Below are 24,910 nucleotides of genomic sequence, written 5' to 3'. Positions count from 1 at the left end.
GTAAGGGGACAATTTATGGGTGAAATGATTAATATAACAGTCAATGGAGCACAAATGCAAGCTGCTAAGGGTAGCTTGTTGATTGATAAATTATTGGATGAAAATATACATATTCCTCATTTTTGTTATCACCAAGCACTTGGTAAAGATGGAAATTGTAGAATGTGTATGGTTGAGATTGAAGGTCAAAAAAGACCTCAAATCGCCTGTGACACTCCTGTGAAAGATGGAATGGTTGTAAGAACTAAAGGTGAAAATATCGAAAAAGTTAGACGAGATATTTTAGAACTAGAACTTATTAATCATCCAATTGATTGTCCTACTTGTGATCAAGCAGGAGAATGTAAACTTCAAGATTATTACATGGAATCAGGATTTTATGACTCGAGAGTAAATCTTGAAAATAAAAATCATGCAAGAAAAAGAATCGACTTAGGTTCAAATGTAATGCTTGATCAAGAAAGATGTGTACTTTGTACGAGATGCGTAAGATTTTGTGCAAATATTACTAAAACTCATGAATTAGGAGTTATTAGTAGAGCTGACCATTCAGTTATTGGAACATTTCCAGGTCGACCACTAAATAATCCTTATGCTATGAATGTTATTGATATTTGTCCAGTTGGAGCTTTAACTAACAAAGATTTTAGATTCAAACAAAGAGTTTGGTTTTTAGAAACTTTTGATGCAATTTGTAATGGTTGTTCAAAAGGTTGTAATATTTATGTTGATCATAGAAAAGAAAAATATAAAGATGACCAAATATTCAGATTTAGACCTAGAGTTAATAAAGCTATCAATGGTTGGTTTATGTGTGATGAAGGAAGATTATCTTATACAAACGAAAGTGAAAATAGATTTGAAAATCCTTTAATTGATAAGAATCCAACAAGTGTTAATACAACTATTACAAATGTTTTTAAAGAACTTACAACAAATAAAAATATTTTATTTGTATTAAGTGCAAATCTTTCATATGAAGAGATGTTAAATGTAAAAAATTTAACTTCAAAATTAAATGTTCAAATTTCAGGATACTCTCCAAATACGATAGATAAAGATTTTGGAGATGATTATTTAAGAACAAATGATAAAACGACGAACAGAGCATCATTTAAACAATTGGAAATAGATGAAACAAAAGAATATTTTGAAACTGCTTTGAATAATGCTTCATTAGTATTTATTGTAGAAAATAATTATTTTGATAAAAACCTAAATCTATTAGAAAATAAAAAAGTAATATCTTTATTTAGTCATAATTGTGAAACTATAAACCATTCAAATATTGCAATTCCAGTAGCTTCATTTTATGAAAAATCAGGAACTTATATAAATAATGATGGATTTAAACAAAAAGTTATTTCAAAAATGAATAAAAATAATCCAATGAAAACTATAACAACAATAATAGAAGATTTAAAATCTATGATTGAAAAAGGAACTCTATGAGTACTTCATCTATAATCATCATAATTGCAAATATAGTTATAGCTGTTATTCTAGCAGTTGGACTAACTCCGGTTTTTGTATGGTGGGAAAGAAGAATATCTGCTTTTATGCAAGACAGAAGTGGACCAAATAGATGTCATATTGGACCATTTAGATTAGGTGGCGTAATACAAAGTTTTGCAGATATGCTAAAACTTGTATTTAAAGAAGATTTCACTCCTTCACATATTAAATACAAATTTTTCTTTACAATTGCTCCAGCTATTGTATTTATGTGTTCTTTTTTAACTTTTGCAGCTATTCCTTATGCTGATGTTTTAGTAATTGATGGAAAAGAAAATATAATGCAAGCAATCCCAAATGAATTGGGAATAATGTGGTTTTTAGCCTTTGCAGGATTATCTGTTTATGGAATTATTCTTGGAGGTTACTCTTCTGGAAGTAAATATGGACTTTTAGGTTCAATTAGAGCATCTGCTCAAGTTATATCTTATGAAGCAGCGATGGGTTTAGCCATAATATCAATGCTTTTATCTTATGGTTCAATTCATTTAACAGATATTGTAAATGCTCAAGCTGGAACTTATTTAGGTGTGATTCCAATGTGGGGTATATTTATACAACCACTTGCAGCTATAATTTTTATTATTTGTGCCTTTGCAGAAACAAATAGAGCACCTTTTGACTTAGCAGAAGGAGAATCAGAATTAGTTGCTGGTTATCATACTGAATATAGTGCAATGAGATTTGGTTTATTTCAAGTTGGTGAATATTCAGCTATGAGTGCTTCTAGTGCAATAATTGTAACTCTGTTTTTCGGTGGTTATCAAATTCCTTGGTTAGATACTCAAGCTATTCAAAGTAATATAAATTATGTAATTCTAGCAATTATACTACTTCTTCCAATAAAAATATTTATACTTACAAAATGGATGAAAAAGAATAATAAAACAGTAGGTTCAGATAAATCAAGACAAAAAGAGACAAAAATTTTAACTTTTATATTTTGGTCTTTAGCTATTTTTATTATGGCTGTATTAATCTCTTTTTTAATAACAGGACTAGGAACAAATGGTGTTAATATAGCAACTGCTGTAATTCAAATTGGGACTTTTTTAATTAAATTTTTTATGATGGCATTTGTTTATATTTGGGTTAGATGGACAGTATTAAGATTTAGATATGACCAATTACAAATGTTAGGGTGGAAAGTATTAATTCCATTGGCTCTTTTAAATATTGTAATAACAGCAATTATTGTTGTAGTAAGAGGAAGTTAAAATGGGAATAAAAGTAGTACCAAGATACGGTAAATCATTTAAAGACAAATTATATCTTCCAGCAATTGCAGGAGGAATGAAAACAACTTTTAGACATTTCATGAAAAACTTAAAAGATATTGATAATTTAAAAACTGTATCTTATCCAGAAGTTCAACCAACTGATTTGAATGAAAGATATAGAGGTGTGCATAGACTCACAAAACATGAAGATGGAAGTGAGAAATGTGTTGCATGTTTTATGTGTGCAACAGCTTGTCCTGCTGAATGTATTTTTATTGAAGCCGAAGAAAGATTTGATGAGCATGATGAAAAAAGACCTAAAGAATTCAAAATAGATTTATTAGAATGTGTATTTTGTGGATATTGTGTTGAAGCTTGTCCATGTGATGCAATTAGAATGGATACAGGGATTTTTTCATTTACAGCTAGTAAAAGAGAAGATTTTGTTTTAAACAAAAAAGCTTTAATGGCAAATGAAAGATCAAAGGATTTAAACAATGGCTGATTTAGTTTTTATTGCTTTAGCATTTTTAGCAATTAGCGGTGCAATTGCTATGATTGTATATAAAAATCCTATGTATAGTGCTTTAGGAATTTTAATTACAATGTTAAGTGTTGCTGGAATGTTTGCTTTATTAAATGCAACTTTTCTATTTTTAGTTCAGATTATTGTTTATGCTGGGGCTATTATGACTTTGATTTTATTTATTTTAATGTTTTTAAATATAAAAGAAGAGGATTTACCACAAGAACCAAATAAATATAAACTAATTGTTATTGGTGCATTTATAATGATTCCTTTAAATGTACTTGTATTAAAAGCTGTTTCAAAACTTCCACAAAAAGATTTAAATATTAGTGATACAAATTTTGGAGATATAAAACCAATAGGGATAGAACTTTATAATAATTGGTTTATAGCTTTTGAATTAATTTCTATTTTACTTTTAATTGCGCTTATTGGTTCAGTTGTACTTGCAAAAAAAAGAAAATCAAAACTTAATAACAAAGGAAAACAATTATGATTTCATTAACATCTTATGCATTTGTTTCAATGATGTTATTCTCTATTGGCGTAATTGGAGTAATTGCAAGAAGAAATATCTTTGTTATTTATATGTCAATTGAGTTGATGTTAAATGGTGTAAATCTATTTTTAGTTACCTTTGCAAGATACCATTTTAATATGGATCCGCAAGTTATTACAATAATGGTAATTTCAATAGCTGCTGCTGAAGCTGCAATATTTTTATCTGTAATAATTTTATTATACCGATCAAGAAAATCTTTAGATACAGATATTTTTACAACTCTTACTCAAGGGGAAAAATCATGAATACTTCACTATTAGTATGGATTATTTTAGCTCCTTTGTTGGGTGCAATAATAAATGGTTTACTCTATTTTTATCATATCAAGAAAAGTAAAGTATCTGATATTTATTTTTCACTAATTGGAACAATTACTCCTTTTATTTCTTTTTTGATTACTCTTTGTTTATTCTTAAGAATGAATGATGAAAATATCATATTCAAACAACAACTTTTTACTTGGTTAAATGTTGATAAATTAAATATTGAAATGGCTTTTTTAGGTGATAATCTTTCGATATTTATGTCAATGTTTGTAACTTTTGTTGGTTGGTTAATTCATATTTATGCCATTGGTTATATGAAAGGTGATAGTGGATTTGGTAAATTCTTTGCCTATTTCAATCTGTTCTTAGCTTCAATGTTAATATTAGTTCTTGCAGATAATCCAATAATTTTATTCATAGGTTGGGAAGGTGTTGGAGTTTGTTCATACCTTTTAATTAAGTTTTATTATGGAAAAGCTGAAAATGTAATAGCAGCAAATAAAGCTTTTATTGTAAATAGAGTTGGAGATTTTGGATTTTTACTGGGAGTCGTAACACTATTTTTTGCTTTAGGAGAAGTTGATTTATCATTTTCATCTATTGAAGCAAATTTAGCTAATGCTTCAAATGAGTTATTAATTCTTTCAGGAATTTTACTTTTTGTAGGAGCAATGGGAAAATCAGCTCAAATTCCACTTTATGTTTGGCTTCCTGATGCGATGGCAGGTCCTACTCCAATTTCAGCTTTAATTCATGCAGCAACAATGGTAACAGCAGGTATTTATATGGTTGCAAGATTTCACTTTTTATATAGTGGAATTGAAGAAATTGGATTATTTATAGCTTATATCGGAGCATTTTCAGCTTTACTTGCTGCAATTATAGCTACACGTCAAACTGATATTAAAAAAATCCTTGCTTATTCAACTATGAGTCAATTAGGTTATATGTTTATTGCTGTTGGTTTAGGTTTTTATTCAACTGGACTTTTCCATGTATTTACACACGCATTTTTTAAAGCAATGTTATTCATGGGAGCTGGTGGTGTAATTATGGCAATTCATCATGAACAAAATATTTTTAAAATTGCCCAACATAGAGCAACCTTACCTATTATTGGAACTACTTTTTTAATAGGTGTTATTGCCATTTCAGGGATTCCTCCATTTTCTGGATTCTTTTCAAAAGATGCAATTTTAGCAGCTGCATTTCAAGAAGGGCAATATCTGATTTGGGGAATTGCAATGTTTACAGCATTTTTAACAGCATTTTATATGTTTAGAATGTATTTTATTGTTTTTGTAGCACCAAATCATCACGATGAAAATTATGTTTATACTTCAAAAACAATTACTTTTCCTCTTTTAATTTTAGCTATTGGAGCTATTGGAGCTGGGTTTTTAAATCTTCCTGCAATTTTTGGAGGAAATCATTTTGTTGATACTTGGCTTAGTCAGTTAAATTCTAAACATATTCACATGGATCATTTAACAGAATATGTATTGATGGCTTTATCTATAATCGTAGCAGCAACTGGAATTATGGCAGCTTATTCAAAATATGCAAATTTTGATGTTCATAAACCAGAAGATGAAACAGGATTAATTGGAAATAAATTTTATATTGATGAAATCTATAATATTTTATTTGTTCAATCAACAAAAAAAGTATCAACTTTTATAGATAAAGTTGTAGATGAAAAAATAATAGATGCCTTTATTATGAATTCGTCAATTGGTTTTGTAAATATTGGTAAAAAAGTTGCCATGATACAAAATGCAAATGTTAGATTTTATGCTGCATTCATGCTAATTGGTATGACTTGTGTATTTATCTACTTATATATCACTTTAGGATTATAGTATGAGTTCAGATATTCTTTCATTTATTATATTTTTACCTGGCGTTGTTGCTCTTGGGTTAATGCTTACAACTAGAGATGTAAATACTATTAGAAATATAGCTTTTTTAACTACAACTGTAATTCTTGCTTTAGTTTTAAAAATATACATTGAATTTGTTCCAAGTGCTGGAATGCAATTTGTAACAAATGTTCCTTGGATTGAAACTTATGGTATAAATTATTATATTGGATTAGATGGTTTTTCACTTACAATTTTAATGATGATTGCTATTTTAATACCTACTTCATATCTATTATTATGGGAAGGAAAAACTAAAGGCTATTGGATAAATATGCTTTTAGTTCAAACAGGAGTTACAGGAACTTTATTATCTTTAGATATCGTACTTTTTTACTTCTTTTGGGAAGTTATGCTATTACCTGTTTTTCTAATGATTGGTTCTTATGGTTTTGGAGACAAAGTATTTACTACTATTAAAGTTACTGTTTATACAATGGCTGGTTCATTGCTAATGTTTGTTGCTATTTTATATTTAGGTGTTGCTTACTTTAATCAATTTGGAGAATGGTCATTTGCATATGATAATTTAATGCAAATAACTACTATTCCTTATGATATAAAAGTTTGGTTATTTTTAGCATTTTTAGCAGCATTTGCAATTAAAATTCCTATTTTTCCACTTCATACTTGGATTATGGAAACATACAAAAATGCTCCAACTGGTGCAGTTTTTTTACTTTCATCAATTATGGCAAAACTTGGAGTTTATGCAATCGTTAGATTTATGATTCCAATATTCCCAGATATTTATGTTGAATTTTCAACTTGGTTTGTAGCTATTGGATTATTTGGATTAATCTATTTTGGAATTGCTGCACTTATGCAAGATGATATTAAAAGAATGTTTGCATATTCATCAGCATCACATTTAAGTTTCATTTCTGCTGGAATTTTTTCATTAAATTCTTATGGAATAAATGGAGCTTTATATTTAATAATTGCTCACGCAATAGCAACTGGAGCTCTATTTTTACTTATTGGTTTAGTTCACGAACAAACTGGATTTAAAACAATAAAAGATTTAGGTGGAATTGCTAAAAAAGCACCGATTTTCACATTTATTTTTGCAGTAATGTTATTTGCAAATGTTGGACTTCCTGGAACTAATGGTTTTGTTTCTGAACTTTTAATAATTTTTGGAATATATGAATTTAATCATACTTTAGGATATGTTGCAGCTTTAACAGTTATTATTGGAGCTACTTATATGTTATGGATGTTTCAAAGAGCAATTTTACAAAATAGACCAGAAGGTTCTACTGAATTAGTAATGAGAGATTTAAAAATAAAAGAAATCATAGGATTAGCTCCTTGGATAATTTTAGTGTTTTTAATGGGATTTTATCCAGAAATTTTTATTAATAAATTTGAACCAACTGTTACTTATTACCTAAATGATATTTTACAAATAGGAGCAACAAAATGAGTGAATTTTTCTATTTAATTCCAACAATAACCATATTAGCAGGTGCTTTAGCGCTTATGTTTATGAGTATGTATGAAAAATTTACTGTAAAAAACTTTATTGTTGTTTCTTCGTTCTTTTTAATTATTGCTTTGGGTTTTTCATTAAGTAATATAAATAACTCTTACTCTATACAACCTTATGAGAGTTTATTTAATAATGTTTTAACTTTTGATACTTTTTCTAACTTTTTTAATATTTTATTAATTACAGGAACTTTATTAACTTTATTAATTGGTGAACATTATTTTCAACATAGAAGTTATTTTAAAGGTGAATTTTTTTCAATTTTATTATTTGCTCTATTCGGAATGATGATTTTAGCCCATGCAAATGAATTAATTACAGCATATATTGCTTTAGAAATTGCTTCTTTTTCTGTTTATATCATGGTTGGATACAATACAGAAGATTCAAAAAGAGTTGAAGCAATTTTTAAATATTTAGTTCTTGGTTCATTTATTGGTGCATTTTATTTATTAGGAGTTGTTCTAATTTATGGAGCAACTGCAAGTACAAATCTAGCTAATATTTCAACATTTATTCTAAATGCAAATCCAGATGAAATGATACTTGTATATATTGGATTAACTCTTATATTATTTACATTTCTATTTAAAATTGCAGCTTTTCCATTTCAATCTTGGGTTCTTGATGTTTATCGAGGTGCGCCAATGGTTATTACAGCATATATGGCATCAACTTTTAAGATTGCAATTTTTTCATTCTTTTTAAGAACTATACTAAGTTATATTTCTCCTATTATAGATTTTTGGGATGGAATTATTACTATAATAATTGTTTTAACTTTGATATTTGGAACTTGGTTAGCAATTACTCAACAAATCATAAAAAGAATGTTAGCTGCATCTTCTATTGTTCATACAGGATATGTACTTTTAGCATTTATTGCTTTAAGTTATAAAGATGGTCAAATAATAAATATTGATTCTGCATATGCCACAATGTTTTATTTAATAGCTTATTTATTATCTGCACTTGGGGCTTTTGGATTAGCTTCACATATTATTTCTGAAACAAATGTAAAAGTAACTTATGATGATTTTAAAGGTTTAGCAAAACAAAGACCTTTTTTAGCAGCTATGATGACTATATTTTTATTTTCACTAGCTGGGATTCCATCAACTATAGGATTTATAGGTAAATTATATGTATTTACAGAAGCTATAAATGCAGGTTACATTGGACTTACAATAGTTGCAATTTTTGCAACTATTGTTTCTGTTTATTACTATTTTAAACTAATAGCAATGATGTATTTTTATTCTCCAAATGAAGCTTGTATAAGTGAAGAATTTAATGATAAAAGAGTCTCAACTTATGCCATAGCTTTTGTTGCTATTCTTACAGTTTTAGGTGGAATTGGTTCGGCTATTGTATTTTTTATTCCTGCAATGAATATTGATGAAATCATAAATTTAACTCAATTTGCAGTTCAATCACTGTTTATAAAATAGACTGTGTTAATAAGTAACATTCTTCTTTCTTATTAATTAATTTTTTCAACAAAACTCTTCTCAATAAAAACCCCTTAATAGGGGTTTATTTAGCTAATTTTTTCTTTTTTTTAACATTCTTTTTCATAAAATGATAAAGATATTTGAAGTAGATTTAAGATATTATTTCACTATTATTCAAAAAAATCTAAATCGCAGAAAGGATAGCAAATGAGTGACCTAATAGAAGGTTATTTGGGGAAAACAGAAGAAGGAAGAAAGAGTAGATTACCTGCAAAACTTGATTTTATTCAAAGTTTTACAGGTGGATTCTTAGCTTTATTTATGTGGGCACATATGTTATTAGTATCGTCAATATTAATATCTAAAGATTTTATGTACACAGTTACAAAACTTTTAGAAGGAAGTTTTATTTTTGAGGGTGGAAATCCATTATTAGTTACAATAGTTGCAGCAGTAATATTTGTAATTTTTATAGTACATGCAGCTCTGGGTATGAGAAAATTACCTGGTAACTTTAAACAATATCAAGTTATGAAAGCTCATGCAAAAAGTATGAATCATGATGACACAAAACTTTGGTTTATTCAAGCTTTTACTGGTTTTGCAATGTTCTTCATGGGTTCTATTCACCTATATATTATTATGACAAATTCAGCTGATATTGGTCCTTACGAAAGTGCTGATAGAATTTGGTCTGAGTGGATGTGGCCTTTATATATTTTCTTATTATTAGCAGTTGAATTCCATGGAACTATTGGTCTATATAGACTCTGTGTTAAATGGGGATGGTTTGATGGTGAAAATCCAAAAGCTACAAGAAAAGCACTTAAAAAAGTAAAATGGGCATTAACAGTATTCTTCTTAGTATTAGGATTTGCTTCATTAGCTGCTTATATGAAAATTGGTATGGAAAATGCTGCAAATGGAACTGTTGGACAAAAATATACTCCAACTGCGAAAGTAATGGAATTTAATATTACAAATAAAAGTGTTGGAGGAATTGCATAATGAAAATTAATTACTGTGATGCATTAGTAATCGGTGGAGGATTAGCAGGTTTGAGAGCTGCTGTTGCTGCACAAAAAAAAGGTTTAAATACAATCGTTTTATCTTTAGTTCCTGTTAAAAGATCACACTCTGCCGCTGCTCAAGGTGGTATGCAAGCATCTTTAGGTAACTCTAAAATGTCTGATGGAGATAATGAAGATTTACACTTTGCGGATACTGTAAAAGGTTCTGACTGGGGATGTGATCAAATTGTTGCAAGAATGTTCGTACATACTGCTCCAAAAGCAATTAGAGAATTAGCATCTTGGGGTGTTCCTTGGTCAAGAGTTAAAGAAGGTTCAAGAGAAGCTGTTATCAATGCTAAAAAAACAACTATTACAGAAGATGCAGATAGACATGGATTAATTACATCAAGAGACTTTGGTGGAACTAAAAAATGGAGAACTTGTTATACAGCAGATGCAACTGGGCACACTATGTTATTTGGTGTTGCAAACGAAGCATTAAGACACAATGTTGATATTAGAGATAGAAAAGAAGCTTTATCAATTATTCATGAAAATGGTAGATGTTATGGAGCAATCGTAAGAGATTTAATTACTGGTGAATTAGAAGCTTATGTTGCAAAAGGTACATGTATCGCAACGGGTGGATATGGAAGAGTATTTAAACAAACTACAAATGCTGTAATTTGTGAAGGTATTGGAGCTGCTATCGCTCTTGAAACTGGAATTGCAACTTTAGGAAATATGGAAGCTGTTCAGTTTCACCCAACACCAATCGTACCATCAGGGATTTTATTAACTGAAGGTTGTAGAGGAGATGGTGGAATTTTAAGAGACGTTGATGGTCACAGATTTATGCCAGATTATGAACCTGAGAAAAAAGAACTAGCTTCAAGAGACGTTGTTTCTAGAAGAATGATTGAACATATCAGAAATGGTAAAGGTGTACCTTCACCTTATGGATACCATGTATGGTTAGATATTTCTATTTTAGGTAGAGAGCATATTGAAAAAAATCTAAGAGACGTTCAAGAAATTTGTCAAATTTTTAATGGAATTGATCCAGCTGATGAAGGTAAAAAAGGATGGGCGCCAGTTCTTCCTATGCAACATTATTCTATGGGTGGAATTAGAACTAAACCAACTGGTGAATCACAGAACTTAAATGGTTTATTTGCTTGTGGTGAAGCTTCTTGTTGGGATATGCATGGATTTAATAGACTTGGAGGAAACTCTGTTTCTGAAACAGTTGTTGCAGGGATGATTATTGGTAACTATTTTGCTGATTATTGTTTATCAAATGATGTAACAATTCCAACATCTACAGTTCAAAAATTCTTAGATAAACAAGATGCTTATTTAAATGAAATTTTAACTTATAATGGAACTGAAGATATTTTCAGAATTAAAAATACAATGCAAAACTTAATGGATCAAAAAGTTGGAATCTTCAGGGATGGTGAAAACTTAAAAGCTGCTGTTGATGAATTAGAAGAATTATTGAAAAAAACAAAACAAATTAATGTTAAATCAAAAGAAAGAGTTGGTAATCCAGAACTTGAAGAAGCATATAGAGTTCCTAGAATGTTAAAAGTAGCACTTTGTGTTGCTAAAGGTGCATTAGAGAGAACTGAATCAAGAGGGGCTCACTATAGAGAAGATTATTTAAAAAGAGATGATGCAAATTGGTTAAATAGAACATTAACTTCTTGGCCAGATGAAAATCAAACTCTTCCAACAATTTCTTATGAAGCATTAGATATTATGACTATGGAATTACCACCAGCATTTAGAGGTTATGGTGCTAAAGGTATGATTATAGAACATGAATTATCTGAAAAAAGACAATTAGAAGTTGATGAAATGACTGAAAAATTACAAGCAGAAGGTAAAGATAGACATGAAATTCAACATGCATTAATGCCATTTGATTTACCTATGAATTATAGAGAGAAAAACGAAAGAGCAGGAGATTTATAATGAGTATTGAAAAAGGTAGAGATATAACAATATCAGTTTTAAAATTCAATCCAAGATCTAAGGTTTCAAAACCTCATTTCGTGGATTATCATTTAGAAGAAACTCCAGGGATGACTTTATTTATTGCTTTAATGAAAATTAGAGAAGAAATGGATGCAGATTTATCTTTTGACTTCGTTTGTCGTGCTGGAATTTGTGGTTCTTGTGGTATGGTTGTTAATGGTAAACCAACTCTTGCTTGTAGAACTTTAATTGCTAATTATCCAACTGGAAAATTACAATTAATGCCTATGCCAGCATTTGAATTAATTAAAGATTTATCTGTAAATACAGGTAAATGGATGGATGGAATGTCTAAAAGAGTTGAATCATGGATTCATAATGATCACGAAGTAGATATTTCTAAATTAGAAGATAGAATCGATCCAGATGTAGCAAATGAAACATTTGAATTAGACAGATGTATTGAGTGTGGAATTTGTGTAGCTTCTTGTGGAACTGCATTAATGAGACCTAACTTCGTTGGACCTGTTGGATTAAACAGAGTTGCAAGATTTGAAGTTGACCCACATGATAAAAGAACAGCTGAAGATTTCTATGAATTAATTGGTGATGATGATGGAATTTTTGGTTGTATGTCATTAATGGCTTGTGAAGACCATTGTCCAAAACATTTACCATTACAAAATAAAATTGCTTACTTAAGAAGAAAATTAGTAGCACTAAGATAATTATTACGAAGGATTTTTTCCTTCGTTAATAAAAATATAAAAAGTTAAATATCAGTAGTGATATTTAACTTTTTATATTTTAGGGGAATTAAAATGAGTTTAGCAAATGATTATTTTTTACTGTATCACGGTATAACTTTTGAACAAAATTTAGATTTAGAACCGATTGAAACTACAGTAAATGAAGAAATATTTACAATTTATGCTTTAATTATTAGTGCAACAAGAAAAAATTATGATAAATATTTGCCATTAACTTCATTTAAAACTTTATGCCAACAATTAAAAATAAAAAGTCCTTCAAATATAAATGAATTGAATCATTTACAATACAATATTGTGAAATCAATATTATCAAATAAATCAAAACAAAATATTTCTGTTTTACATTCTTCTTTTGAATATTTAAAAAGTGAAAATATAATCAATGGTGAAAATTACGATAAATTAATATCTTTATTTGATTATAAAGAGTTAGATATTGTAGATGAAGAAACTATAACTTCTAGTAATAAAGTTGATATAGAACTTGAAAAATCATCATTCAAAGAGTTAAAATCTACTATTGAAGAATTAATATCAGAACTTCAAACTGATATTACAAATGAAGAGATCTCAAATGAAATAAAAGCTACAAAAAATTATTTAGATACGCAAAAATTCTCAATTGGAATTACAGGTGTTATGAATGCTGGTAAATCTACAATGTTAAATGCCTTAATGGGAAGAGAAATCTTAGGAAGTGCTGTTGTTCCTGAAACTGCAAACTTAACAATCGTAAAACATAATCCTACTGATAATGCAAAAGTATTTTACTGGAATCAACAAGAGTGGGATAGAATAAAAAAATCAGCTGAACAATTAGAATCAATGCGAGATTTTGTAAATGAAACAAATAAAATCTTTGGAGATGAATTAAAAAATTATATTAAACCAATTTCTAGATTTGATGAAGTTGATATTAACGATTTATCTTCTTACACATCAGCAGAAGCAAGTGGTAAAAAATGTAACTTGGTAAAATATGTGGAACTTGGCTCTAAACTAGATTTTTTATCTGATGGTATTGAAATCGTTGATACTCCAGGCCTTGACGACCCAGTTATACAAAGGGAAGAGATTACAAAAGAGTATATTAGTCAATGTGATATGATGTTACATCTTATGAATGTATCTCAAAGTGCTACTTTAAAAGATGTTGAGTTTATTATTGATGCCCTACTTTACCAAAATATCTCAAAACTTTTAATTGTTATAACAAGAGCTGATACAGTTTCAAAAGAGCAACTTGAGGAAGTTATTAAATATACAAAAACATCTATTGAAAAACAATTACGTGCTCAAAACAAAGATTCTCAGCTTGATTATATTTTAAAAACTATCAAGTTCATCCCAATTTCTGGAAGAATGGCACTACTACATAGAACTGGAAGAGAACAAGAAGCAATAAATGCTGGTTATACACTTGAACAAACTGGTATTTTAGAGATTGAACAATATTTAACTGAAACACTTTTTGGTTCAAACTCACAAAAAGGTGAATTAGTAATTCAATCATCAAAAAACCAATTACAAAGAATAATTGAAAAACAAAACTCTTTTTATAACTATGAATTAAGACTTCTTTCAAAATCTAAAGATGAATTAGAAAAAGAACTTTTAGATTTCAATAAAAGAAAAAGTGTTAATACAAGAATCTTTCAAGCAATGAATGAAGATATAAATTATTATAAAAATGACTCAAAAGAGTATATAAAATCCCTAGAAACTTTTTTACAAAGTGAACTTATAGATTTACAAACGGTTATAAAACAAAGAGTTGTGGGAGATGTTCGATACTCTTTTGAAAAAACTAAAAAAAGACCTGAAAATTCTAGAATAAAAGTTATTGTTGAAACTGCAATAAAAGATGGAATTATCGATGTAATCAGAGATTATAGATATAAATTTATCAAAAAATCACAAACTATTGGGGAACAATGCGAGCAAAAATATCATGATTTAGGTTTTACAATTGGTCATAAAAATGAAAATTTTGATGCTAGAGGATTTTTCCAAGATGATTTTAAATCAGGATTTTTAACATCAAATAATGAAGTTTTGGTTTCTTTAATTATTGATGCTGTCTCAAAAGCGAAAGATTCAAAACTAAATGAATTAGATAGGGAAATGGAATTACTTATTAAAAATCAATTTACTTCAATTGAAGAAGATATTAAATCAAAAGCAAAAAAAGTAAGTAATCTTTTAATTGAATCATTTTTTACAACTTTAAATGCTCCATTAAAAACATTTGAACAAAAACTTAAAAATGACGAAGAAGTTCTTCAAAATCAAATTAATTCATTTGAAGAAAATGATAAAAATAGAGCCCAATTATCAATTGATATTCATAAAAATATTAAAAAACTTGAAAATATTTCAATAACAATAAAAGGATTATACTAATGAGTGCAAATCTAAATATCCTAAAAAGTTTTGTAAATGAGTATAAAGAAACTTATTCTTTACAAGAAATTGTTTATGAAGATGGTTTAGTTGGAGACATAAAAAAAGTTCAAACAAAATTACTTGATGAAAAATTTTTACCATCAAATCAACTTATTGGTATTTTAAATAAACAAATTAGACGAGCAAGATATCCAATGGAAATTGCAATTACAGGACAATTTAGCTCTGGAAAATCTACTTTTTTAAATGCTCTACTTGCAAGAAATATTTTACCAACGGGAATTACACCAGTTACATCTAAAGTAAATTTTATAAATTATGGGGAAGAATACAAACTAAAAATCACTTATTATTCAGGTGCTCAAGAATTTGCTCCAATAGAATCAATTGCTGATTTTACAGACCAAAGAGAAAATGAAATGCAAGATATAAAATATCTTACACTTTATGCGCCAATGGATATTTTAAAAGATATTTCTTTTGTTGATACACCAGGATTGAACTCACAATCTCAAAGCGATACGGATACTACAAGGAAAGTTTTAAGGGATGTTGGAGGGATTATTTGGCTAACTCTTATTGATAATGCAGGAAAACTTTCAGAAGCAGAAGTTCTTGATGAATATATGCAACACTTTAAAAATAAGTCTTTGTGCGTTTTAAATCAAAAGGATAAATTAACTCCTGATCAAGTTGAAACTACTACAAATTATGTAAAAGAAAAATTTGGAAAATATTTTGCTCAAGTTACTCCAATTTCTGCAAGAATGGCACTTGAATCAAGAGCGCATCAAAAAAGAGTTTTACTTGATGATGAATTTGAAGCAATTACAAAAGAGTTCAAAAAAGAGTTAAATAACAATATTGGTATTGATTCATTAGACTTCTTCAAAGATTCATTTGGAGCATTCCATAAAAAAATTGAAGAAATTAACTCAAAAGATATGTCAGGAGATATGAAGCTTTTAAAAGAATCTAATATTAATGAAGTTTTAGAGTTTATTGAAAATACAATTAGACCACAAGCCGCTGAATCTAAAGAATTTGCCATTAAAAAAGATTTAAGAGGAATTTGTGATATTTTAGTCAAAGAGTATGAAACAATCACAAAAATCTATGATGCTTTAATCGAAGTTTTAAAAGGTTGTGAAAATTCTGTTCTTGAGCATTTTGAAAATATTTATAAAAAATATTCAAAAGAGTTATTTAATATTTATAATTCATTAGAAACTATTATGGAAAAAATTGCCCATGAAACTTACAAAGGTATCAAAAAGAAAACTGCAACAAGATTCGAAGAGACAAAAAGTTTTATAGGTTCAAAAATTGAAAAATATGATTATGAAACCTATTGGATTGATTCAGATAGTATTTATAAAAAACTTTTTTATGATGACCAAACTATTGATAAAATGTTTAAAAGATCAATTAAACTTCTAAAAAACATTGAACTTGATACAGATGAAGCATTTAGAGATGCTTATAATATCATCAAAAATGAAGTTACAAAATGGCAAGAACCTTATGAACTTATTAGAAAACAAAGGGAAATCGGTTCTGATTTAGAGTTCTCAAACACTAGACACTTTGCAGCAAAAGTTTATGAAAATGTTTTAAAAACATACCATACAGCAATTTTAGAAAATATTTCAGCTATTAGAAAAAAGTTTGCATATTTTAATGGAGCATTATCATATTCATATATTCAAACAACACAAGCAACTATTGCTCACTTTGAACAACAAATTTTAGAATCAGAAGAATTATATAAAAAAGAGCCATCTAAATTTTCTATTTCACATCCAAGAGAAGATGAAATTGTGGCAAAACTAAAAGCAAATTTTGGATTTGAAAAAATCGAAGATTTTTTAACTTCAAAAAGAAATTACTTATTTAAAATTGTAAAATACTCAAAAGAGCAATATTTAGAAATAAACGAAGATAGAATAAATTTTGTAAAATCAAGAAAAGAGCAATATTTAGAAAAAATTAATGATTTAGAAAAAATCAAGGAAGAGATTTAAATCTCTTCTTTTTCTTCCTCAAGCAGCAAGTTCAATAACTTTATTAAAGAAATTAATTGTATTAATCTCTGTTGTTGAAATATAATATTCAATTTTTCAAATATATATAATTAAATTGGTTATAAGATAAAAAATGTTACTTTCTATTCACTAATCTAAATGAAAGAAAGTAACATGGATACAGATAATATTCTAATTTCATCATTAAATGTTGATAATTTAATTCAAAAAGAGCTGTCAGGTACATCAAGTGTTGATTTAATAAAAAGAGATAATTTTGATAAACTTGTATCTAAAGTAGGAGTTTCTTTTAATGAAAAAGAACAAAACAAAGTTTTTTCAATAATTGAAGATAGATATATCACTAAAGAAGAGATATTATCTCTTTCTTATGAGGAAATAAAAGAACTAAAAAATCTCATAATAGAAGAAGATGAAAACGGCAAAATTTACGATGCTTCACATATTCGTTTTGATGATGTAGTTAGTAGTTTTATTGCAACTTCTTTGATAAGTGATAATGAAGATTTTAATAAAGCGATTTTTGAAAAATTAAAAACTTTAGATGATAAAGAGACTTTGCGTTTTATGTGTGCAATTTCTTTGCAATCTTTTTTTTCTTGGATTCCTAAAAATTCTGATTTTGTACAAATAAAAGAAAAGGATATGGAAAAATATTTAAAAGATAAAATTAGAGATTTTAAAATATCTTTAGATGAAAGTCCAACTGAATTAGCAAGTAAAACTTATAAAGAAATATTATCTTGGTATGAAGATATTTTAGAAAATTACAACTCTATAAAAAAAGAAAGAGAAGATAAAGTTGCCCAAATTATGAGAAATAATAGACCAAATCCATTGGAGATATTGAGCTAAAGGAAGCATTACAACACAATAAGTTATAATCCGCCCATGAAATACATAAGCCACTACCCAAAAGATTTACAAGATAAAATCAAAGTTTTAATTGAAAAAGAAAAACTATCATCATATATAAAAACAAAATATCCAAACGCTCACAGCTTTACAAATGATAAAGCTTTATACTCTTATGTGATGGATTTCAAAAACGAATATTTCAAAAAATATCAAGTTTCAAAAGTAATGTATGATGGAAAAATAAATGTAATTAGCAATGCACTTGGAATGCACTCGATAGTTTCAAGGGTTCAAGGTGGAAAACTAAAATCAAAAAATGAAATCAGAGTTGCCTCAGTTTTTAAAAATATGCCCGAAGAATTTCTACAAATGATTGTTGTTCATGAACTTGCCCACTTTAAAGAAAGAGAGCATGATAAAGCTTTTTATAATCTTTGCACTTTTGTAATGCCCTCTTATCATCAAGTTGAGTTTGATTTGCGAGTTTATTTAACCCATGTTGATTTACTTGGAAAACTTTATTAACTATAAAAATAACTAAAATGCTTTTTTGTTGCAACTTTTAAATGATATAATCTTTCAAAGAATTTCAAGGAGTTAATATGAGTAAGTTTTTATATATTACAGACCAAGATGAATATGCAGATCACAGTTTTATAGGGCCTTTATTTCAAAAATATTTAACAAAACATTTTGATATAAATACAACATTTTTTTCTAAAGAGAAATCAGAAATAGAGATAAAAGAAGATGGAAGAATAATTATTCCTGAAAAATCAAAACATCATATTTTAGAAGAATTAGAAAAACATGGAATAAACTTAAGTGAATATCAGTTTGTAGTTGTTAGAAATAATACTGATTTATTAAAAGAGATATTAAAACAAAAAGCAAAATATAACTTCAAAGTTGGATTTAGATTATCTTTCCCTAAAAGAATTGCAAAACTTGAAACTGACTTAGCAAACAATAAAAAATCAATTTTAGATGTAATAAGCAATAAAATACAAACATATAGTGAAGTGAGTTTAATAAACGAATGTGATATTTTCCTTCCAACTTCATTTCAAATGAAAAATGATTATTTCAAAGATGTAAAAACAAGAACTTTCGTAATTCCATCGGCTATTGACCCTGAAGTTTTACATGAAAATATTCAACATGAAGGAAATGAAAAAAGATTCTTTTATGCGGGAACTTTAGATAAATTAAGAGAATTTGAAACTATTTTAGAAGCTTTTAGTGATATTCATAATTCAAATTTCAAACTAATGATTTCTACAAAAGACCCAGAATTTTTAGACCATTTATTAATTGATTTTCCAAATCTAAAAGATAATATTGAGATTTACGATGCAAAAACAAGAAAAGAGTTATTAGAACTAATTGCACTTGCTGATGTTGGATTATCTCCTCTTCCAGATATTGCTTTATTTAATAGTTCAACTCCTATGAAAGTGCTTGATTACTACTCAAGTGCCGTTCCTTGTATTATGAGTGACAATGAAAATAATGCTTCGATTTTTGAAGATAATGCTAGTGCTTGGTTTACAGCTTTTGATAAAGAATCAATTCAGAAAAAACTTGAATATATTATCTCTTTATCAAAAGACGAAGTTACACAAGTTGGATTAAAAGGTCAAGAAAGATTATTGGCTGTTAGAAACTACGAAAGAATTGCGGCTGATTTATCTCACCAATTAAATATTTTATAGGAAGATTTTCTTCTTATAAAATTATCAATCCTTATATCTTTCCCTTATTTGTAGAAACTTATCAAGATTATCAAAAAACAAATCAATAAGTTTTGGGTCAAAATGTTTTCCTTTCTCCTCTTTGAAAAGTTGAAATATTTTTTCATCTTCCCAAACTTCTTTATAACATCTTTCACTTCCTAAAGCATCAAAAACATCAGCTAAGGCAGTAATTCTTCCATAAATATGAATCTCTTCACCTTTTAAACCACAAGGATAACCACTTCCATCATATTTTTCATGGTGTTCTTTTGCTACAATTGCTGCTGCTTTTAAAATATCTCTTTTTGAATCTTTTAAAATGTTATATCCAATCATTGAGTGTTCTTTCATAATATCAAACTCTTCAACTGTTAGTTTTCCAGGTTTTTTCAAAATAGAATCAGAAATACCAACTTTTCCAATATCATGCATTGGTGAAGCAACTAAAAGAATATTTACCTCTTTTTCATCAAGCCCACATAAAATTGCTAATAATCCTGAATATTCAGCAACTCTTTTTACATGGTTTCCTGTTTCTTTACTTCTTGTTTCTCCAATTTCACCCATTTTATAAATAATCTCTTTTTGTGTACTTTGAATCTCTTCATTTAGATTAAAAAGTTCTGTTAAATCATTTATAATCCACATATATTCAATGATGATTTCTTTATCATTTTTGATTGGAATAATAGTTATATTAATCCAATAAGTCTCATTATCTTTTGATTTATTTTTTAAAATTTGATGAAATATATTTTTTGAATCCAATAAAGAATCAAAATCTTCAAAAATTTTGTCTTTTATCTCTGAATGTTTAAAAATTCTATAATCAGCGCCAATAAGTTCATCTTTTGAGAATTTAGTTAATTGTATAAATTTATCATTTACATAATTTATTTTTTTGTCTAAATTTGTTCTTAATAAAATATTGCTTGAATCAATAGCTTTTTCATATTCTTTTGATAATTTAATAGAATAATTTAAATTCTTTTGAGAACCTTTTAGTTTTATTTTAAAATACTCTTTTACATCTTCTTGTTCTGTAACATCATTTTTTAGGGCGATAAACTCTTCTATATTTCCATTTTTATCTAAAATAGGTTTTATTAAAGTATCTACCCAATAATATGTTCCATCTTTTTTTTTGTTTTTAATTTGCCCTGTCCAACTCTTTTTTTGATGACGAATAGTTTCCCAAAGTCCTTGATAAAGCTCATCTTTTGTATCTTCATGTCTTACAATATTATGATTTTTACCAATTAACTCTTCTTTTGAATATCCACTAATATTGCAGAATTTTTCATTAACATAAGTTATTATTCCTTTGTCATTTGTTTTTGAAACAATAGACCTTTCATCAACTGCATTTTTGTATTCATTTAAAAGTTGAGTTGAACGGTTTAACTCTTTTTGTTTTCTTTTATAATCTATCCATAAATCAATTTTTAAATTCATCTCTTCAATCAAAAAAGGTTTTTTTATAACATCAACAGCACCTGCTTTATAACTATCTCTTGTAATCAAAATATCAATAGTTCCACTTATTATAATAACTGGTATTTTAAATTCTGTAATTATAAGTTCTTGATATTTTTGTAAAAAAAGTATTCCATTTGTATTTTTTAGTTGAACATCTAAAAGTATCAAATCAGGTTGTTTTGAGACTATTAAATCAAGTGCTTTATTTTCATCTGGTGCAAGTAAAACATCATAATTTCTATTTTCAAATAAATCTTTTAGTTGCTGTTGAATTACAACTGAATCATCTATTATTAAAATTGTTTCATTTTTATTTTTTTCTAATTTCTCAATCATTTCTATTATTTGTTCTATTTTTTGGAACAAAATACTATCTTTTATAATAAAGTCAATAATTCCTTTTTTAAATGAAAATTCTCTTTTTTCTTCATCTTTTTGACTTGTTAATATAAAAACCTTTATTGAATTATTTTTTAAATCATCCAATAAATCATAACCTTTTCCATCAGGAAGATTTATATCCAAAATCAAATAGTGAATTTCATTTTGTTTGATTATTTCTCTAGCTTCGAATAAAGTATAAGCATTAAAAGTTGTATATCCATTGGTTTTAAATTTTTTAGTTAAAACATTATTAATTGTTTTGGAATCATCTACTATAAGGATATTACACTTTATTTTATCAAAAATGAAATTTTTTTCTTGTTTCACTAGATTATTTTACCTTGAGTTTTATTTTATTATTTATTTGTGTATATTATAGAAATTTAGTTAATTTATTGCTGATTTTTGTTTTATAACTTGATTCAAATCATTTATTTAAGAAATATTCTTTGATAATATGAGATATGAAAACATTTTTAAAACAATTCAAAAAAATAAACTCTGAACCTTTAGAAAAATCAAATCTTTTTTGGTCGTGGATTGGCTCATTTTTAGGAATACTTGCAATTTCATATTTTCATAGTGATATTTTAGAAGATACAGATTTAACTTTGGTTATTGGTTCTTTTGGAGCGAGTGCTGTGCTAGTTTATGGAGCTGTAAATTCTCCTTTAGCACAACCTAGAAATCTTATTGGTGGGCATATAATATCTGCAATTGTCGGAGTTATTTCTTACAAAATTTTTTATGGAAATATTCTGTTTTGTTCAGCATTTGCAGTTGCCACTTCAATATTTTTTATGCAATTAACCCTAACTTTACATCCGCCTGGTGGGGCAACTGCTTTAATTGCAGTTATTGGAAGCAATCAAATACATGAATTAGGTTTTTTATATGTTTTAGTTCCTGTTACAACAGGAGCTTTTATTTTATTAATAATTGCCGTTGTTGTAAATAATATCCCAAAACATAGATATTATCCTGAATCTTTAAAAGATTACAATAGAAGATGGTTTAGTGATGAATAAAAAGTTATAACTCTTTTTTTAAATATTCATACAAATATAAATGTTGTCTTAATTCTTTAAAACTATCAAGTTTTAAGCCCTCTTCTATCCAGTTTTTTATATTTTCTGGAACTTCCAAAGGTTTTAAAAGTTCATCTTTTTTCTCTTTTGAAATCTTCTCATGTTCAGTCAAAACCGAAATATGACTAAGAACTGAAGTTAATCCTAAATCTCTAATTTGAGATATTTCTTCTACACTTTTGCCCTCTTGAATCAAATCAAAAGTTTCTAAATATGTTTTTGTGAGTTTTTTTAGTGGCTCTTTATTTTCTAGTTTTTCTTTGAATTCTTCTTTTATCTCTTTAGATAAATTCAAAAAAGTTTCTCCATATTTTTCATATTTTACAAGACCAACGCCATTTATATTTAACATTTCATCTTTTGAAGTTGGTAGTTTATTTGCAAACTCTTTTAAAGTTTTATCCCCAAATATCACGTAAGCTGGAACTTCGCTTTCAAGGGCAATTTCTCTTCGTAAAGTTCTAAATCTTTCATAAACTAATTCATCAAAACTAAGTTCCGTTTCTTCTTCTTGAATTTTTGAAGCAATTCCTAATTTATCACTATCAATTAAAAGTTTTTCTTTACCTTTTAAAATCTCTAATCCTAAATTTGAAATTTTTAAAACTCGAAATTCCCCTAAAATCAAAGCTTGAATATCGATTAGTTTATCGGCAATTGCTATCCACTCATTTTTACTTTTATCCGCACCCAAATTATAAACACTTAATTTATCATGTCCAAACTCTAAAAGTTTTTGATTTTTTGAACCTCTTAAAATATCAATAATATGATTTAATCCAAATCTTTGTTCACTTCTATAAATGGCACTTAAAAGTTTTTGAGCATCAACACTCACATCAACCTGTTCCACTTCACCTTTGGTACAGTTATCACACAAAGTTTTACAAGCTTCAATCTCATCTTCAAAATATCCTGCAATCATTTTATGACGGCAATTATTGCTTACACAATATCTATACATAAACTCCAATTTATCAAGCCCAGTTTGTTTATAACCATCATCAATAGCTTCTTCGATTTGGATTTTTCTTTTTACCTCATCAGATTTTGAATAAAGCATATAAACATAAGACATTTCGCCATCACGACCAGCTCTCCCTATTTCTTGATAGTAATTTTCAAGGGTTTTAGGCAAACTCGTATGAATTACAAAACGAATATTTGATTTATCAATTCCCATTCCAAAAGCGATGGTTGCCACAACAATATCTATTTTTTCATATACGAAATCATTAAAAACTTCATTTTTTCTATCATTGCTAAGTCCCGCATGATAGGCTTTTGCGCTATATCCACTTTCACTTAGGAACTCGGCTGTTGATTCTGCTTCTTTTCTTGTAAAAGTGTAGATGATTCCACATAAACCTTTGTGAGTTTTTAGGAAATTTAATATCTGTGTTTTCCCATTTGAGATTCGAGGTTCTACTTTTATATCAAGATTATCTCTTACAGTTTTTGCACGAAAATGTTTTGGATTTTGTAAATTCAGACTTTGAGATATATCAGCTTCAACTTTTTTTGTAGCAGTTGCTGTAAATGCGCAAATTGCAGTATTTGGAAAAAATCTTTTTAATCTATCAAGATTTCTATATTCAGCCCTAAACTCATGACCCCAAGCCGAAACACAGTGAGCTTCATCTATTACAAAATAGTTTATATTTATTCGTTGTAAAACTGAAACAAACTCATTTGAAGTGAATCTTTCAGGTGCTACATAAATAAATTTTAACTCACCATTTAAAAGCTTTTGAAGGCTGAAACTATTTTCATCATTTGAAGTAGCTGAACTTATCATTTCAGCACTAATATTCAAATCATTAAGTGCTTTTATTTGGTCTTGCATAAGTGCAATAAGAGGAGAGATTACAACAGTAGTTCCATTCACAAGAAGTGTTGGAAGTTGATAACAAAGTGATTTTCCACCACCAGTTGGCAAAATTGTCAAAACATCTTGTTTGTTAAGAATGCAATCAACAACTTCTTCTTGGAAAGAACGAAAAGCATCGTGTCCGAAAATATCTTTTAGTATTTGGTATTTTTTATTCATTTGGGATGGTAACATAGTTTGAATAAGGTGAGAGTAAAAGGTTATTTTATCCTAATTAATATTACATGATAATCCATATTTAAATCAATGATTATATTATTATTTTAAGTCTATTTAATATAAAATGTATGA

19 protein-coding genes are annotated in these 24,910 nt (G+C 27.7%); 17 read left to right on the top strand and 2 right to left on the bottom strand.

The features are described 5' to 3' along the window. Window positions 1–15: 15 nt before the first annotated feature. From ASUIS_RS01985 to ASUIS_RS01910, 16 genes are all read left to right on the top strand, one after another. Entirely contained in the window at window positions 16–1,452 is a 1,437-nt protein-coding gene (locus ASUIS_RS01985) for a 2Fe-2S iron-sulfur cluster-binding protein (RefSeq protein WP_118885474.1), read from the top strand. Then, window positions 1,449–2,732 (top strand): complex I subunit 1/NuoH family protein, encoded by a 1,284-nt coding sequence (locus tag ASUIS_RS01980; RefSeq protein WP_118885473.1) that lies wholly within the window; start codon window positions 1,449–1,451, stop codon window positions 2,730–2,732. The genes ASUIS_RS01985 and ASUIS_RS01980 overlap by 4 nt, the downstream gene beginning before the upstream one ends. Before the next feature lies 1 nt (window position 2,733). Then, window positions 2,734–3,240: a NuoI/complex I 23 kDa subunit family protein gene (locus ASUIS_RS01975; protein ID WP_118885472.1), complete on the top strand. Its 507-nt coding sequence runs from the start codon at window positions 2,734–2,736 to the stop codon at window positions 3,238–3,240. After that, entirely contained in the window at window positions 3,233–3,760 is a 528-nt protein-coding gene (locus ASUIS_RS01970; RefSeq protein ID WP_118885471.1) for an NADH-quinone oxidoreductase subunit J family protein, read from the top strand. Before ASUIS_RS01975 ends, ASUIS_RS01970 begins: the two co-directional genes overlap by 8 nt. After that, entirely contained in the window at window positions 3,757–4,071 is a 315-nt protein-coding gene (gene nuoK / locus ASUIS_RS01965; protein WP_118885470.1) for an NADH-quinone oxidoreductase subunit NuoK, read from the top strand. Before ASUIS_RS01970 ends, nuoK begins: the two co-directional genes overlap by 4 nt. Next, the gene (gene nuoL, locus ASUIS_RS01960; RefSeq protein ID WP_118885469.1) at window positions 4,068–5,954 is read left to right on the top strand and encodes an NADH-quinone oxidoreductase subunit L; all 1,887 of its coding nucleotides are present in this window, start codon (window positions 4,068–4,070) and stop codon (window positions 5,952–5,954) included. Before nuoK ends, nuoL begins: the two co-directional genes overlap by 4 nt. 1 nt (window position 5,955) lies before the next feature. After that, the gene (locus ASUIS_RS01955) at window positions 5,956–7,443 is read left to right on the top strand and encodes a complex I subunit 4 family protein (RefSeq protein WP_118885468.1); all 1,488 of its coding nucleotides are present in this window, start codon (window positions 5,956–5,958) and stop codon (window positions 7,441–7,443) included. Beyond that, the gene (locus ASUIS_RS01950) at window positions 7,440–8,960 is read left to right on the top strand and encodes an NADH-quinone oxidoreductase subunit N (protein ID WP_118885467.1); all 1,521 of its coding nucleotides are present in this window, start codon (window positions 7,440–7,442) and stop codon (window positions 8,958–8,960) included. The genes ASUIS_RS01955 and ASUIS_RS01950 overlap by 4 nt, the downstream gene beginning before the upstream one ends. Window positions 8,961–9,170: 210 nt before the next feature. Then, complete coding sequence (locus ASUIS_RS01945; RefSeq protein ID WP_118885466.1) at window positions 9,171–9,971, top strand: fumarate reductase cytochrome b subunit; 801 nt, start codon at window positions 9,171–9,173, stop codon at window positions 9,969–9,971. Next, window positions 9,971–11,956: a fumarate reductase flavoprotein subunit gene (locus ASUIS_RS01940; RefSeq protein ID WP_118885465.1), complete on the top strand. Its 1,986-nt coding sequence runs from the start codon at window positions 9,971–9,973 to the stop codon at window positions 11,954–11,956. Before ASUIS_RS01945 ends, ASUIS_RS01940 begins: the two co-directional genes overlap by 1 nt. Further along, window positions 11,956–12,687: a fumarate reductase iron-sulfur subunit gene (locus tag ASUIS_RS01935; protein WP_118885464.1), complete on the top strand. Its 732-nt coding sequence runs from the start codon at window positions 11,956–11,958 to the stop codon at window positions 12,685–12,687. The genes ASUIS_RS01940 and ASUIS_RS01935 overlap by 1 nt, the downstream gene beginning before the upstream one ends. A gap of 93 nt (window positions 12,688–12,780) precedes the next feature. Then, entirely contained in the window at window positions 12,781–15,135 is a 2,355-nt protein-coding gene (locus ASUIS_RS01930) for a dynamin family protein (protein WP_118885463.1), read from the top strand. Then, window positions 15,135–17,162 carry a dynamin family protein gene (locus ASUIS_RS01925; protein ID WP_118885462.1) on the top strand — a complete coding sequence of 676 codons (2,028 nt, stop codon included), beginning with the start codon at window positions 15,135–15,137 and terminating at the stop codon, window positions 17,160–17,162. The genes ASUIS_RS01930 and ASUIS_RS01925 overlap by 1 nt, the downstream gene beginning before the upstream one ends. A gap of 174 nt (window positions 17,163–17,336) precedes the next feature. Further along, a complete protein-coding gene (locus ASUIS_RS01920) occupies window positions 17,337–18,038 on the top strand; it encodes a hypothetical protein (protein WP_118885461.1) in 702 nt (233 codons plus the stop codon). Window positions 18,039–18,074: 36 nt separating this feature from the next. After that, window positions 18,075–18,566, top strand: coding sequence for a YgjP-like metallopeptidase domain-containing protein (locus ASUIS_RS01915; protein ID WP_118885460.1), 492 nt, complete (start codon window positions 18,075–18,077; stop codon window positions 18,564–18,566). A gap of 77 nt (window positions 18,567–18,643) precedes the next feature. Beyond that, on the top strand, window positions 18,644–19,756 hold the full coding sequence (locus ASUIS_RS01910) for a glycosyltransferase (RefSeq protein WP_118885459.1): 1,113 nt from the start codon (window positions 18,644–18,646) through the stop codon (window positions 19,754–19,756). A 24-nt stretch (window positions 19,757–19,780) separates the two neighbouring features. Here ASUIS_RS01910 and ASUIS_RS01905 read toward each other — a convergent pair whose 3' ends face one another. Beyond that, the gene (locus tag ASUIS_RS01905; protein ID WP_118885458.1) at window positions 19,781–21,967 is read right to left on the bottom strand and encodes a response regulator; all 2,187 of its coding nucleotides are present in this window, start codon (window positions 21,965–21,967) and stop codon (window positions 19,781–19,783) included. Between the two features lie 137 nt (window positions 21,968–22,104). On the opposite strand from ASUIS_RS01905, the gene ASUIS_RS01900 reads away from it, so the two are divergent. Further along, window positions 22,105–22,668 (top strand): HPP family protein, encoded by a 564-nt coding sequence (locus ASUIS_RS01900; RefSeq protein ID WP_118885457.1) that lies wholly within the window; start codon window positions 22,105–22,107, stop codon window positions 22,666–22,668. Window positions 22,669–22,672: 4 nt separating this feature from the next. On the opposite strand, the gene recQ is transcribed toward ASUIS_RS01900, so the two are convergent. Further along, the gene (recQ, locus tag ASUIS_RS01895) at window positions 22,673–24,778 is read right to left on the bottom strand and encodes a DNA helicase RecQ (RefSeq protein ID WP_192894417.1); all 2,106 of its coding nucleotides are present in this window, start codon (window positions 24,776–24,778) and stop codon (window positions 22,673–22,675) included. Window positions 24,779–24,910: the final 132 nt, after the last annotated feature.

Origin of the sequence: Arcobacter suis CECT 7833 (assembly GCF_003544815.1) — a bacterium.
GTDB classification, from domain to species: domain Bacteria; phylum Campylobacterota; class Campylobacteria; order Campylobacterales; family Arcobacteraceae; genus Aliarcobacter; species Aliarcobacter suis.
Note: the sequence above shows the minus strand (reverse complement) of the source record. Positions and strands in the feature narration are given on the sequence as shown.

Bases quoted from the DNA above. Each gene is read 5' to 3' on its own strand.
- ASUIS_RS01985 (WP_118885474.1), top strand. From the start codon at position 16: ATGGGTGAAATGATTAATATAACAGTCAATGGAGCACAAATGCAAGCT.
- ASUIS_RS01980 (WP_118885473.1), top strand. From the start codon at position 1,449: ATGAGTACTTCATCTATAATCATCATAATTGCAAATATAGTTATAGCT.
- ASUIS_RS01975 (WP_118885472.1), top strand. From the start codon at position 2,734: ATGGGAATAAAAGTAGTACCAAGATACGGTAAATCATTTAAAGACAAA.
- ASUIS_RS01970 (WP_118885471.1), top strand. From the start codon at position 3,233: ATGGCTGATTTAGTTTTTATTGCTTTAGCATTTTTAGCAATTAGCGGT.
- nuoK (WP_118885470.1), top strand. From the start codon at position 3,757: ATGATTTCATTAACATCTTATGCATTTGTTTCAATGATGTTATTCTCT.
- nuoL (WP_118885469.1), top strand. From the start codon at position 4,068: ATGAATACTTCACTATTAGTATGGATTATTTTAGCTCCTTTGTTGGGT.
- ASUIS_RS01955 (WP_118885468.1), top strand. From the start codon at position 5,956: ATGAGTTCAGATATTCTTTCATTTATTATATTTTTACCTGGCGTTGTT.
- ASUIS_RS01950 (WP_118885467.1), top strand. From the start codon at position 7,440: ATGAGTGAATTTTTCTATTTAATTCCAACAATAACCATATTAGCAGGT.
- ASUIS_RS01945 (WP_118885466.1), top strand. From the start codon at position 9,171: ATGAGTGACCTAATAGAAGGTTATTTGGGGAAAACAGAAGAAGGAAGA.
- ASUIS_RS01940 (WP_118885465.1), top strand. From the start codon at position 9,971: ATGAAAATTAATTACTGTGATGCATTAGTAATCGGTGGAGGATTAGCA.
- ASUIS_RS01935 (WP_118885464.1), top strand. From the start codon at position 11,956: ATGAGTATTGAAAAAGGTAGAGATATAACAATATCAGTTTTAAAATTC.
- ASUIS_RS01930 (WP_118885463.1), top strand. From the start codon at position 12,781: ATGAGTTTAGCAAATGATTATTTTTTACTGTATCACGGTATAACTTTT.
- ASUIS_RS01925 (WP_118885462.1), top strand. From the start codon at position 15,135: ATGAGTGCAAATCTAAATATCCTAAAAAGTTTTGTAAATGAGTATAAA.
- ASUIS_RS01920 (WP_118885461.1), top strand. From the start codon at position 17,337: ATGGATACAGATAATATTCTAATTTCATCATTAAATGTTGATAATTTA.
- ASUIS_RS01915 (WP_118885460.1), top strand. From the start codon at position 18,075: ATGAAATACATAAGCCACTACCCAAAAGATTTACAAGATAAAATCAAA.
- ASUIS_RS01910 (WP_118885459.1), top strand. From the start codon at position 18,644: ATGAGTAAGTTTTTATATATTACAGACCAAGATGAATATGCAGATCAC.
- ASUIS_RS01900 (WP_118885457.1), top strand. From the start codon at position 22,105: ATGAAAACATTTTTAAAACAATTCAAAAAAATAAACTCTGAACCTTTA.
- recQ (WP_192894417.1), bottom strand. From the start codon at position 24,778: ATGAATAAAAAATACCAAATACTAAAAGATATTTTCGGACACGATGCT.